Origin of the sequence: Pandoraea sp. SD6-2 (assembly GCF_000389825.1) — a bacterium.
Lineage (GTDB): Bacteria > Pseudomonadota > Gammaproteobacteria > Burkholderiales > Burkholderiaceae > Pandoraea > Pandoraea communis.
On sequence record NZ_KB944425.1, the window covers coordinates 194,630 to 207,605 of the forward strand.

The window sequence follows — 12,976 nt, forward strand, 5'->3', positions numbered from 1 at the left end:
ATTGACGCGCGTCGCCTCATGACGTCACCATCGGGGACTTCTTCCCACCGAATGCGCATGGCGCCATGCGCAACAGCCGATGGCGACGACTCAAACCTCCAAAGCGCCGGCTGCGACCCGCACGTCGCCCGGAAATCACATTCGTATCGGCGTCGGCGGCTGGAATTTCGCGCCATGGCAAGGTACGTTCTATCCTGATAAGTGGCCGAAGCGCCGCGAACTCGAATATGCCAGCCGACACCTCACTTCCATCGAGATCAACAGCACGTTCTACGGCTCGCAAAAGCCGTCGACATTTCGCCGTTGGTTCGAGGAAACCCCGGACGACTTCGTGTTTTCGGTCAAGGCATCGCGCTACGCCACGCATCGGCGCGTGCTCGGTGAAGCGGGCGAATCGGTCGAGCGCTTCTTCGACAGCGGCGTGCTCGAACTGGGCAAGAAACTCGGCCCGGTGAACTGGCAATTCGCGCCGGCGAAAGCGTTCGACGCGCAAGACTTCGAGCATTTCCTGAGTCTGCTTCCGGCGAAGGCGGGTGGCCATCCAATCCGTCATGCGCTGGAAGTCCGGCACGAGAGTTTTGCCGTGCCCGAGTTCGTCGCGCTGGCGCGCAAGTACCACATGGCAATCGTCCTTGCCGGAGACGCGAAATTCCCCTGCATTGCCGATGTCACCGCCCCGTTCGTCTACGCGCGTCTCATGGGGACGGAGGAACGCTACACGCTCGGCTACGCCCCGAAGGCGATGACGCAGTGGCTGGCGCGCGCAAAAACCTTCGCGCAAGGCGGCGCACCAAAGGATCTCGACACCATCGCTGGCGCCCCGCCCAAGGTCCAACACCGCGATGTGTTTCTCTATATCATCAGCGGCTTCAAGGAACGCAATCCCGCTACCGCGATGGCGATGATCGACGCCTTGGCGAAACGCTGACCGCTCCCCGGCAGGTGCGCACCGTGCAATAAAAATGCGGCGCCCAGGGCGCCGCATCACAAACTGCCAAGACTGCGATCAATCGACGCGACGGACGTCAATGCATGGCGGCAGAGTTGCGCGCGTCGTTCGACGTCGCCGGAAGATGACCTCGCGCACGCTCCCACGCGTTTTTTGCCAGCAGCGCGACGGTGGCGATCACGGCCGGAATGGCCAGCAGAGAAAATGTCGCAGAAAAGCCCAGATGACGGCGCATCAATTCGGCCCCCAGCAACGCCCCCGCGATGCCGCCGAAGCGCCCGATGCCGAGCATCCACGCGACGCCCGTGGCGCGCCCGTGCGTCGGATAGAACATGGCGGCGAGCGACGGCATCGACGACTGCGCACCGTTCATCGCGGTGCCGGCAAGGAAAATCAGCGCCACCAGCAAGCCGATATTGCCTATCGCCTGACCGACCGCATACACCAGCACTGCGGTGAGCGCGTACCCCACGGCCACCACTTTCTGGGCGTTGAACTTGTCCATCAGCCAGCCCGACAGCACCGTGCCGATGCCCCCGCCCAGCGGGAACAGGGCCGTGATGAGCGCGGCGCGTTCGATGGTAAAACCCGCATCCTTGAACAGGATCGGCATCCAGCTCGTGAGCAGATAGAAGATCACGAGCCCCATGAAGTACGTGAGCCACAACATCACCGAACCGAAACCGTACTGCTTCGAGAGCACCACGCTCACGGCAGATCCCGCGCGCTTCGGTGCCGCTTCGTTGACGGTGAACTCGCCGACATCGCTGAGCGATTCGCCCGAGATGCGCGACAGTATGCGGCGCACATGTTCAATCGGTTTTTGCCGCACGACGAGAAACTTCACCGATTCCGGCAGACACAGGATGAGCAGCACCGAGAGCACCAACGGCAGTACGCCGCCGAGAACCAGCACGCTATGCCAGCCGAAGTGCGGAATCAGCCACGAGGCGACGAACCCACCGATCGATGCCCCGAGCGGGAAGCCGCAAAACATGGTGTTGACGATCACGGCACGACGTGACTCCGGCGCGTACTCCGAGATCAGCGTCACGGCGTTGGGCATGGCCGCCCCAAGCCCCAGCCCCGTGAGAAAACGCAGCGCGGTCAGCGTGTCGAGATCCTGCGCAAAGGCGGTGGCGAGACTCGCAATGCCGAAGAAGACGACCGAGAGCACCAGCAGCGTCTTGCGCCCTAACTTGTCGGCGAGCGGCCCGGCGAAGATCGCACCGCCTGCCAGGCCGAAGAGCGCGGCCGAGAGCACCGGCCCGAGCGAGCCGCGATCGATATGCCATTGCTGCACAAGCGAGGGGGCGATGTAACCGATAGCCGCCGTATCGAAGCCGTCGATGGCCACCACGAAGAAACACAGGATCAGTACCAGCCATTGATAGCCGGAAAATCGTTGTGCGTTGATATAGGCGGGCACGTCCACCGCGCGCGATTGACTCATGAAACTGTCTCCTCGGGGCGTGGCCGCCCCGTTTGTCATCCCATTATTATTCTTGAATTCGTCGCCGCCTCTGCGCGCCCGGCTGTCTGGGGGGAGGCGCCTGTCACTGTCTTGACGCAGCGGTGCGGCGGCGTCGATTTCTGCCGCTACTGTACGTCTTTCAACTGCCCGTCAAAATGATCTTTCGTCAGGCCATCCATAACGGACGGTTATGCACGCGGCCACCGGTGGCGGCTATCGCACACCGGTGGTGCTATCCCTGCGCCGCCTGTCGTCAGACGAGCGGCAGCCCCACGTAGTTCTCCGCCAGCATGAGCGACGCCGCGCGCGAACTGACCACGTACTCAAGCTCCGAGCGCTGCATTTGTTGTTCGAACGGCGTGGCATCGTCGATCCGATGCAGCATGCGCGTCATCCAGTACGAGAAGTGCTCGGCGCGCCAGATCCGCTTGAGCGCCGCTTCGGAATAGCCTTGAAGCCCCGTCTCGCTGTCGCGATGAAAGAAGTCGTCGAGCGCACGCGCCAGACGCCAGACGTCTGCGACGGCCAGGTTCATCCCCTTGGCCCCTGTCGGCGGCACGATATGCGCGGCGTCGCCCGCGAGGAACAGGCGGCCGTATTGCATCGGTGTGGCGACGAAGCTGCGCATGGCGACCACATTCTTCTGGAAGATCGGACCTTCCTTGAGACGCCAACCGTCGTGGGTCTGCGTACGCGCGTGCAACTCGCCCCAGATGCGTTCGTCGCTCCATTCCTCCGCACGCTCGGCCGGATCGCACTGGAAGTACATCCGTTGCACGGTAGGCGAGCGCGTGCTGATCAGCGCGAACCCGCGCTCGTGCGCGGCGTAAATCAGTTCGTCGGACGACGGCGGCGCCTCGACCAGCACACCGAACCAGCCGAACGGGTACACCCGCTGGTATTCCTTGCGCACCGATGCGGGCATGGCCGGGCGGCACACCCCGTGAAAACCGTCGCATCCCGCGATGAAGTCGCACGTCAAACGCTGCGTCTTGCCCTGCACGGTGAACTGCACGCTCGGTTGTGCGCTATCGATGTCGTGCACCGAGACGTCCGACACGTCGAACAGAATTTCGTCTTGTGCCGCTTCACGCGCCGCAATCAGATCCTTGATGACTTCGTGCTGCGCATAGACGGTGATGGCGCGCCCGGTCAGTTCGGTCAGCGCGATGCGATGACGTTGACCGTCGAACGCCAACTCGACGCCATGGTGCACCGCGCCTTCGCGCCGCATACGCTCGCCCACGCCCGTCTCGTTGAGAATGTCCATCGTGCCCTGCTCCAGCACACCGGCGCGAATGGTCGACTCGACGGCTGCACGCGAGCGCGATTCGAGCACGATCGACTCGATACCTTGCAGGTGCAGCAGATGGGAAAGCAGCAAGCCGGCGGGACCGGCGCCGACGATGACGACGGGGTAATGGGTACGCATGAATTGTCTCCTCAGATTTGCTCCGCCCTCGTCCGGCGCGCTCGGGCCGGGTCATGTCGCGACAGGTGAACGGCAGGCGTGCGGATTGCATTTCTTGGTTGTCTTGCGCACGCTGCACCCGCTTAGGACTGCGCGTAAACGAGCATGTCTAAAAACGCGTTCACGCCTTGTCACGAGGGGCGAATGCGTCATATCTTATGGAGCACGCACGGCGTGTTGAATGGATGAATCGACGACTTTCTTGTACTTTTTCGACAACTTCGCCCAAGGGAAAACCAGTATGTCAGGCGCGTCACCCCGGCTGCGCGCGGCGCGCGAGACGATTCCGGAATTCTCGCTGTATGGAGAATTGACGGAAACCGACAGTGCCGATTTCATCCATATCGAGTGGATCGAAACCCGCAGCCGCCTCTACGACTGGCATATCGATACCCATCGGCATCTGGGACTCTTTCAGGTGCTGGCGATTTTCGAGGGAACGGTCGAGGCAAACGTCGACGACGCGACATGGGAAGTCGAAGGTCCGGCCGTCATCACGGTGCATCCGTCCGCCGTGCACAACTTCCGCTTCTCGCGCGGCGCACACGGCTTCGTCCTCACGATGGCGCAGAGCGTGCCTTTCGACGCGGCCATCGGGGCCGACGCCGATATGGAGTCGTTGCTGAGCAAGCCATGGCTCTTCTCGCTGGGCGATGCGCCGCAAACGCGCGACCGTCTCTACACGTTGCTTGGCCTGATCATGGACGAGTTTTCGCGCCCGCAACTGGGGCACGCGGAAATGGTCGGATGGCTCACGCGCAGCGTGTTGCTGTTGCTCGCGAGGCTGCATGCGCTTCACGATTCCGCAGCCCGCTCCGGGCGCACGGAGCTGGATCTGTTCGCCCGCTTTCGCGCGCTGGTGGAGACGCATTACACCGAAGCCTGGGCCGTACCGGCCTACGCGGAACGGCTGCATATCACCGAGAGCAAGCTCAACCGGCTGTGCCGCCGCATCGCCGGAAAATCGGCCTTCGACCTGGTGCAGGACCGCCTGATGCTCGAAGCGCGCCGCAAGCTCATCTACATCCCCGCCCCCGTCTCGCATGTTGCCTACGAACTGGGCTTTCAGGACCCCGCGTATTTCTGCCGGGTCTTCAAACGGCATGTCGGCGTCACGCCGTCGGCCTTCCGGCGCAAGGCGCAAAACACCCATCTGGGCGACGAATGACAACACTCGGCCGGGTTGGCGAGGCGGCTCCGTCGAGCGCCTCGCCCCCGTGCTCACGCAGGCAGTCGGCGCTTACGCGCTCGCCGGCGTCTTCCCCTGCAAAAAGCGCAGCAGCGCCTCGGTGACAGCCGGCGCGCACTCGATGTTCGACAGATGCGCCCCCGGCACGATGACCTGCTGTGCACCGGGAATACGTTCGACCATCGCACTCGACATCGCGGGCGGCGTCGCCAGATCGCCCGAGCCGGTAATTACCAGCGTCGGCGCCGTGATCGATGCAATCTCGTCAAGCTGATTCATGTCGCGCACGGCTGCGCACGCCGCAGCGTAGCCGTCTGCCGAGAGCGACCGGAACATCGCTTTCATGCGTTCGATGAACGCGGGTTCGCGTTGCGCGAACTCGGGCGTGAACCAGCGAGACACCACCGCATCGGCGACCGCGCTCATGCCGTCGGCCTGCACGGCGCGAATGCGGGCGTTCCAGCCATCCTCGCCGCCGATATGCGCGGACGAGCAGACGATCGCCAGACGCTCGAGCCGCTGCGGCGCATGAATGCCCAGCCACATGCCCGTCATGCCGCCCATCGAGACCCCGGCCAGACTCGCGCGCTCGATATGCAAGGCGTCGAGCAGTGCGATCACATCGTGTCCCAATTGCGCGATGGCGTACGGCCCCGGCGTCACGGACGAACCGCCGTGTCCGCGCGTGTCATAACGGATCACGCGAAATTCGCGCGCGAGAGCGGCCACTTGCGGCGCCCACATGTCGAGCGTCGTGCCCAGCGAATTGGACAGCACGAGCGCCGGTGCCCGATCGTCGCCGTCGATGGCCACACGCAGCATGGCGTCGCCCACCTCGATAAGACGTTCCGTCGTCATTTGGCTCGTCTCCTCAGCGCTGTGCGTCATCGCGCACGCGCGTGGTCGAGCCCGGCTCGGCGGCTTCCATCTCCGCGAAGACCTTCTCGGCGTCGTGGATCGCCTGATTGGCCGCTGGCAGACCGCAATACAGCGCAGCGTGCATGAACAGCTCCTTCATTTCGTCACGTGTCACGCCGTTGTTGAACGCGGCGCGCACATGCATGCGGAACTCGTCGCCGCGATTGAGTGCGATCAGCAGCGAGAGCGTAATCATGCTGCGCATATGGCGCGTGAGCCCCGGACGCGTCCACACGTCGCCCCAGGCGAAGCGCGTGATGAAGTTCTGAAAGTCGTCGTTGAATTCATTGCGGCGCGTGAGCGTGCGGTCCACGTGTGCATCGCCGAGAACGGCGCGGCGCACCTGCATACCGTTGTCGTAACGTTCCTGATCGTTCATTTCGATTTCCTGCCGGGTTGAGAGGTCGGCGCAGCGGCGTCGGCGAGCGCGAGCACCCGGCTCACGAACGTCTCGGCAGCGCCCAGATAATGTTGCGGGTTCATCAGACGCTCAAGTGCGTCGGCGGAAAGCACGCGCGTGATTTCCTCGTTTTCGCACAGCACGTCGAACAGATGGCGTTGCTGGGCAATGGCCTCGCGACAACACGCCTCGACCCGGCGGTGTGCTTCGAGCCGCCCCATCGCTTCGCCAAGCGCCATCGTGACGGCTTCGGCCATGATGAGCCCGTGCGTGATCTCGAGATTCGCTCGCATGCGCGCCGTATCCACTGTCCAGTCGTCGATGAGCGTGCGTGCTGTGGCCAGTGCGCCGCCGCACAGCATGAGCAGCTCGGGCAGCGTCTCCCACTCGGCATGCCAGGTGCCCAGACCACGCTCATGGTCCTGCTGCATCGCGGCGAAGAGCGTGGCAGCGAGTTGCGGTGTGCGGGCGGCGGCGGCCAGCATGGCGGCACATCCGACCGGATTGCGTTTGTGCGGCATGGTGGACGAACCGCCACGGCCCGGCCCGGAAGCCTCGGCAATTTCGCCGACTTCGGTTTGCGTCAGCATCGCCGTATCGCGCGCGAACTTGCCGAGCAGGCCGGTCAGCGACGCCGCCCAGCCCCCCACGCGCACGATGCGATCACGCTGGCCGTGCCATGGCGTGGCCGCCTCCGACAGGCAGAGGTGCCGGGCAAGCGCCGCCGAGACCGCCGCACCTTGTGCACCGAGAGACGCCAGCGTGCCCGCAGCGCCGCCGAACTGCACGCACAGCACCTGTTCGCGCACGTTCGCGAGATCGGCGCGCGCGCGCAGCAGGGCGTCGAGCGTGCCCGCGAGCTTGAGTCCGAATGTGATGGGCAAGGCATGTTGCAGCCACGTGCGGCCGACCATGACCGTTGCGCGGTGCTGCCGCACTTGCGCAGCGAGTTGGCCGATGAGGCCGTCGAGATCGGTGCCGATGGCGTCGAGGGCGCCGCGCACTTGCAAGATGAGACCGGTATCGATGGCATCCTGACTGGTGGCGCCCCAATGCACGAATCGTGCGGCGTCGGCGTCGAGCGCTTTCACGCGGGCCGTCAGTTGCTTGACCAGAGGAATGGCGAGGTTGCCCGCGCGCGCCGCGTCGTCGCGCAAGGCGTTCCAGTCGAATTCGCTGGCGCGGGCCGCGGCGGTAATCGGGGCGACGGCTGCGGCCGGAATCAGACCGGCGTCGGCTTCGGCGGCGGCCAGCGCCGCTTCGAAGTCGAGCATGCCCTGAAGCGTGGCGTCGCGCGAGAAACGCGCCGTCACGGCAGAGCCGCGCAGCAAGGAGTCAAGCAGTTCCGTCATCGGAGGGTCGATGGTGGTTAAGTTGGTGGTTAAAGTCTGCCCGCGAGTCCGGGATTCGCGGGCAAAACCCTTGTACGTTGCAAAAATGCAGATACGGCCACAGGCCGCCGGCACTTTCATGCCGGCAGCCCGAAGCCGCGCCAGTGTCAGCCCTGCATGACCGATGTCAAAGGTCGAGGAACACCGTCTCCTCGTCGCCCTGCATGCGAATATCGAAACGGTACGACACGCGCCCGCCGTTCACCTCGCGGCGTGCGATCAGCGTGTGGCGACGCTCGGCCGGCACTTGTTGCAGCACGGGGTCAAGCGCATTGGCCGCAGCCTCGTCGTCGAAATAGATACGCGTAAACAGATGATTGAGCAAGCCCCGCATCGTCAGAATCACATCGATGCGCGGCGCTTCGCCAGGCGCGCTCGAGCCCGGCTTGATCGTCTCGAAGACAAACCGGTTCTCGGCGTCCGTGCCGGTGCCGCAACGGCCGGTGCCGGCGAAGCCCGTACGTTCGATCTCGTCGGCGTTCTGCACATAGCGGCCATGGGCATCGGCCTGCACGACCTCGATCAGGGCATCGTTGATCGGATTGCCTTCGCCGTCGACCACTTGCCCGATCAGGCGAATGGCTTCGCCTTCGGCGCGATCCAGCGCCACCACGGGCGTGAAAGCGCTCTTGAAGTCGTAGCGGTATTGCTCCGGCGACAGGCCATAAGCGAAGTACGGGCCGACGGTCTGCGACGGCGTTTGCTGATAATCGGACATGGCTCAGGACTCCATCGGCGTTTGGTCGGCACCGCGCAGCACGATGTCGAATTCGTATCCCAGCGCGTACTCGGGTTCGGTGATGTCCATCGAGAAGCGCGCGATCAAACGGTCGCGGGCATGCGCCGGCGTGGCCTGGAAGATCGGATCATAGGCCAGCAGCGGATCGCCGGGGAAGTACATCTGCGTGACGAGGCGGGTCGCGAAATATTGACCGAACACCGAGAAGTGCAGATGCTGCGGGCGCCACGCGTTGTGATGGTTCCTCCACGGGTAAGCGCCGGGCTTGATGGTCAGGAATTTGTAACGGCCCTGCGCGTCGGTCAGCGCGCGGCCGGCGCCGAGGAAGTTCGCATCGAGCGGTGCGTCGTGCTGGTCGACCTTGTGCACGTAACGGCCGCAGGCGTTGGCTTGCCACAGTTCCACGAGTGTATTGGGCACCGGACGGCCGCCTTCGTCGAGCACGCGGCCGGTCACGATCATGCGCTCACCCAGCGGCTCGCCGTTGCGAACCGCGTTGCGCGTGAGATCGCCGTCGAGCTCACCGATGATGCCGTGGCCGTAGACCGGCGAGCGAAGGTTCGCGAGGTTCTGCCTGACCGGGACGAGCAGTTGCTTGGGGCCGCGCAGCGCCGTGGACTTGTACCCGCTGTCGATGAGCTTGGGATGGGAATCCCAGTCGCGGGGGCGCAGGACGGTGGTCGTTTCCGACATGGTCTCACTCCGTTATGTGTTGACTGATCTGGCCTGGCGCCAGCTTGTTTTCGACACTATATCCATAATCAACGGATATATTTATTGACATTTTCTTAGGTTTTTCATAACTTTTCGACATGGAAAGACATCGACTCGACGGACGAATCAAGCTGCGTCATTTGCAATGCCTGCTGGCCGTGGCGCAGCACGGCAGCCTTCAGCGCGCTGCCGAAGCGCTGTCCATCACGCAACCGGCCGTTAGCAAGACGATTGCCGAACTGGAAGGACTGCTTGGGGTGCGCTTGTTCGACCGCGGACGCAACGGCGCACGGCCGACGGCGCAGGCGGAGTTGTTCCTGCGGCACGCGGGGGCGAGCGTGAGTGCGCTGCGTCAGGGCATCGATGTGCTCTCCCGCGCCGTCGGCCAGACGGGCGGCGTGATCGAGATCGCCGTATTGCCCACGCTGGCCGCCGCCATGATGCCCAGCGTGCTCGAAACCTTCCGGCGCGAATGGCCAGGCATCGTGGTGCAAGTGCATACCGGCGCGAACCAGCAATTGCTCACGCAGTTGAAATCGGGCGAGACGACGCTCGCCCTCGGCCGGATGTCCGATCCCGAGGGGATGGCGGGACTCACGTTCGAGCATCTTTGCGCGACGCCGCTCAGTGTGGTCGTGCGCCCGGCGCATCCGCTGGTGCAACAGCGCAGCGTATCGATGGCAGATCTGGCGAACCATCACGTGATCTTGCCGCCGCACGGCACGATCTTGCGTCACACGGCCGACAGTTTCTTGCGCGCGCACGGCGTGGGCACGCTCGACGACTACTCGGAATTGCTGTCGATGTCGCTCGCCCGCGCCATGACCCTGCGAGACGACGTGGTGTGGATCGCCTCCGAGATCACCGTGCAGGACGATCTGGCCGACGGCGTGCTGTGCACCCTGCCCTTCGCGATGAAAGGCACCGAGGAGTCCATCGGCATCCTGTGGCGCAACGACACGATGCCCACGCCACCGGAGCAGACCCTCATCAGCGCCATGCGCGAAGCCGCGCGTGTGCGCTACGGCGGGCCGGGGTTGCGCTGAGGATGGCACCGCTCACGCCTGTGCCGGAGCCGGTGCCGCAACGCCCGCAGTCTGAATCGGCTCAGGTGCAAGGCCGAGCATCCTCACTGCGTTGTCCTTGAGCACCAGAGGCTTGACCTCGTCTCGAAATCCTGCGGCCTCGAAATCGCGCAACCACCGGTCTGGCGCGATGAGCGGGAAGTCCGAACCGAACAGCATCTTCTCGCGCAACAACGAGTTGGCGTACTGAATCAGTTCCGGTGAGAAATACTTGGGCGACCAGCCGGACAGATCGATATAGACGTTCGGCTTGTGCAGCGCGATGGACAGCGCCTGCGATTGCCACGGCCACGACGGATGCGCGATCACGATGTTCATGTCCGGGAAATCGGTCGCGACGTCGTCCAGATGGATCGGCTCGGAGAACTTGAGCCGCAGCCCGCCGCCACCCGGCATCCCCGAACCGATGCCCGAATGCCCGCTGTGGAACACGGCCGTGAGCTTGTACTCCGCGATCAACTCATACATCGGATACGCCATGCGATCGTTGGCGAAGAACCCCTGCATGGTGGGATGGAACTTGAAGCCCCGCACGCCGAACGCCTCGACGAGCCGCCGCGCCTCCCGCACGCCCATGCGCCCCTTGTGCGGATCGATACTCGCGAACGCGATCATGATGTCCGCATTCTCCTGTGCGAAGCCGGCAATCTCCTCGTTCGGAATACGGCGACGGCCGATGTTCGCCTCGCAATCGACCGTGAACATCACGAAGCCGATGTTGCGCTCGCGATAGTGTTCGATGGTCTCGGGAATCGTGGGCCGGCGATTCTGCTTGAGAACCGTACCGAAGTACTTGTCCGCCGCGTCGTCGAAAGCCTTGCCGAAGAGATCCGGCGGCTGGCAGCACGACACTTCCGCGTGCACGTGTGTATCGATGGCGACGAGTTTGTCGAGATTCATTCGGCCGTCTCCGGATCGCTGATCTGCGCCGCAACGATCGCCATTGCGCGGCGCGTCTCCGGCAGTTCGAATTTCAACCAGTAGCGTGCCGCCCGGCGCTTGCCGTCGCCCACAATATCGCCCACCGCCTCGGCGCGGTGCTCGGCCAGCGCCGCGTGCGCCCATAGCCCCGCCATCGACAGCCCGTGTACGGCTCGCATCACCTCCCCTGTCACGCACAACGCCGCGCGTGTCGACGATTGCGCCAATGCGACGACGCACGGCAGTAGCGCTTCCCACTCGTCCAACGCCGCCAGCGCAGCGTCGAAGCCCTTGAGCGTCGTGATGGCTCGCGCATCATTCACTTGCGTGCGTGTCCATGCGAGCCATTGCCGCAACGTCTCGCCGTCGTCTCTGACGACCTTGCGCAGCATCAGGTCGATAGCCTGTATCTCGTTGGTCCCTTCGTAAATCATCGGGATACGCGCGTCACGCAGATACTGAGCGATGCCGGTCTCTTCGATGTAGCCATACCCGCCGAAGACCTGCAACGCGGCGCTCGCGCCTTCGAAGGCCTGCTCGGTGAGCATCGCCTTGACGACCGGCGTGAGCAGCGCCGCTAACGCGTCGGCCTTCATGCGTGCGTCCGCCGTGTCGGCGTGATGGGCCTCGTCGATGGCCAGCGCGGCGCGATACAACAGCAGGCGCGCACCTTCGACGGCGACCCGCTGCCCTTCGAGCAGACGCCACACCGCCGGGTGTTGCGCAATGGGCGCGTTCGCCGCCGCACCCGGTACGCGCGATTGCACGCGCTCCCAAGCATGCTTCACGGCCATTTCGTAGGCGTTCTGAGCCAGTCCGACCCCGGACGCGCCCACATGCAGACGCGCCGAATTCATCATCGCGAACATCGCCTCGAGACCGCGATGCGGTTTGCCGATGAGATACCCCGTCGCCCCCTCGAACGCCATCGAGCACGTGGCGCTGCCGCGAATCCCCATCTTGTGCTCGATGCCGATGCAGCGCACGGCGTTACGCTCGCCGTTCGCCAGTATCTTGGGCACGAGAAACAGCGACAGACCACCGCTTCCGGCGGGCGCGTCCGGCGTGCGCGCCAGCACGAGATGCACGATGTTCGGCGTCAGATCCTGCTCGCCGCCGGAGATGAAAATCTTCTCGCCGGTCACGCTGACTGTGTCGTTCGCCCCACCGATCCACTCGGCGCGCGTGCGAATCTGCCCCAGATCGCTGCCCGCCCCCGGTTCCGTCAGCGCCATCGTGGCAAGCCATTCACCACTCACCAGCGGACCGAGCCACGCATCGCGCAACGCGTCGCTGCCGAACCGGTGCACGCATTCGTACGCACCGTGCAAAATGCCGGGATACATGGTCCACGCCAGATTCGCGCCCGCCGTCAGTTCCTGCACCGCCACTTGCGCAACGACCGGCAGGCCCTGCCCGCCCGACGCCGGATCGCACGGCAACGATGGCCAGCCAGCGTCGCGATACTGACGATAGGCATCGGCAAATCCGGCAGGCGTGCGGACCTCGCCGTCGCGCCAGGTGCAGCCCTCCCGGTCGCCGACGGCGTTCAGCGGCGCGAGCACTTCGCGCGAGAAACGCGCCGCCTCGTCAACCACCTGCACCAGCGTCGCCGTATCGAATTCGCGGAACGGCGCGAGACGTGTCAGCGCTTCGCCGACACCGAGTTTATCCAGCACGAACGCGATATCGTCGGCCGCGCTTTGCAACACCCGATAGTCCATG

The 12,976-nt window shown here is 64.3% G+C and carries 12 protein-coding genes; 3 read left to right on the forward strand and 9 right to left on the reverse strand.

The window, feature by feature from the left end; genetic code table 11:
* Positions 1-79: 79 nt before the first annotated feature.
* Entirely contained in the window at positions 80-928 is an 849-nt protein-coding gene (locus tag C266_RS04495) for a DUF72 domain-containing protein (protein ID WP_010804513.1), read from the forward strand.
* A 97-nt stretch (positions 929-1,025) separates the two neighbouring features.
* Here the strand turns inward: C266_RS04495 and C266_RS04500 are convergent, their stop codons facing one another.
* Positions 1,026-2,402 carry an MFS transporter gene (locus C266_RS04500; protein ID WP_010804514.1) on the reverse strand — a complete coding sequence of 459 codons (1,377 nt, stop codon included), beginning with the start codon at positions 2,400-2,402 and terminating at the stop codon, positions 1,026-1,028.
* Positions 2,403-2,676: 274 nt separating this feature from the next.
* A complete protein-coding gene (pobA, locus tag C266_RS04505) occupies positions 2,677-3,855 on the reverse strand; it encodes a 4-hydroxybenzoate 3-monooxygenase (RefSeq protein WP_010804515.1) in 1,179 nt (392 codons plus the stop codon).
* A gap of 280 nt (positions 3,856-4,135) precedes the next feature.
* Here pobA and C266_RS04510 point away from each other — a divergent pair, with 280 nt between their 5' ends.
* Positions 4,136-5,062 carry a helix-turn-helix domain-containing protein gene (locus tag C266_RS04510; RefSeq protein WP_051126140.1) on the forward strand — a complete coding sequence of 309 codons (927 nt, stop codon included), beginning with the start codon at positions 4,136-4,138 and terminating at the stop codon, positions 5,060-5,062.
* Positions 5,063-5,134: 72 nt separating this feature from the next.
* On the opposite strand, the gene pcaD is transcribed toward C266_RS04510, so the two are convergent.
* From pcaD to pcaH, 5 genes are all read right to left on the reverse strand, one after another.
* The gene (gene pcaD / locus C266_RS04515; RefSeq protein WP_010804517.1) at positions 5,135-5,941 is read right to left on the reverse strand and encodes a 3-oxoadipate enol-lactonase; all 807 of its coding nucleotides are present in this window, start codon (positions 5,939-5,941) and stop codon (positions 5,135-5,137) included.
* 13 nt (positions 5,942-5,954) lie between these two features.
* The gene (gene pcaC / locus C266_RS04520; RefSeq protein WP_010804518.1) at positions 5,955-6,380 is read right to left on the reverse strand and encodes a 4-carboxymuconolactone decarboxylase; all 426 of its coding nucleotides are present in this window, start codon (positions 6,378-6,380) and stop codon (positions 5,955-5,957) included.
* Entirely contained in the window at positions 6,377-7,753 is a 1,377-nt protein-coding gene (locus C266_RS04525) for a 3-carboxy-cis,cis-muconate cycloisomerase (RefSeq protein WP_010804519.1), read from the reverse strand. The genes pcaC and C266_RS04525 overlap by 4 nt, the downstream gene beginning before the upstream one ends.
* Positions 7,754-7,919: 166 nt before the next feature.
* Positions 7,920-8,510 carry a protocatechuate 3,4-dioxygenase subunit alpha gene (pcaG, locus tag C266_RS04530; protein ID WP_010804520.1) on the reverse strand — a complete coding sequence of 197 codons (591 nt, stop codon included), beginning with the start codon at positions 8,508-8,510 and terminating at the stop codon, positions 7,920-7,922.
* A 3-nt stretch (positions 8,511-8,513) separates the two neighbouring features.
* Positions 8,514-9,224, reverse strand: a complete 711-nt coding sequence (pcaH, locus tag C266_RS04535) for a protocatechuate 3,4-dioxygenase subunit beta (RefSeq protein WP_010804521.1) — start codon at positions 9,222-9,224, stop codon at positions 8,514-8,516.
* A 119-nt stretch (positions 9,225-9,343) separates the two neighbouring features.
* Here pcaH and pcaQ point away from each other — a divergent pair, with 119 nt between their 5' ends.
* Positions 9,344-10,291: a pca operon transcription factor PcaQ gene (pcaQ, locus tag C266_RS04540; protein ID WP_010804522.1), complete on the forward strand. Its 948-nt coding sequence runs from the start codon at positions 9,344-9,346 to the stop codon at positions 10,289-10,291.
* A gap of 12 nt (positions 10,292-10,303) precedes the next feature.
* Here the strand turns inward: pcaQ and C266_RS04545 are convergent, their stop codons facing one another.
* Positions 10,304-11,230, reverse strand: coding sequence for an amidohydrolase family protein (locus C266_RS04545; protein ID WP_010804523.1), 927 nt, complete (start codon positions 11,228-11,230; stop codon positions 10,304-10,306).
* Positions 11,227-12,975, reverse strand: coding sequence for an acyl-CoA dehydrogenase family protein (locus C266_RS04550; RefSeq protein ID WP_010804524.1), 1,749 nt, complete (start codon positions 12,973-12,975; stop codon positions 11,227-11,229). Before C266_RS04550 ends, C266_RS04545 begins: the two co-directional genes overlap by 4 nt.
* Between the last annotated feature and the right edge of the window lies 1 nt (position 12,976).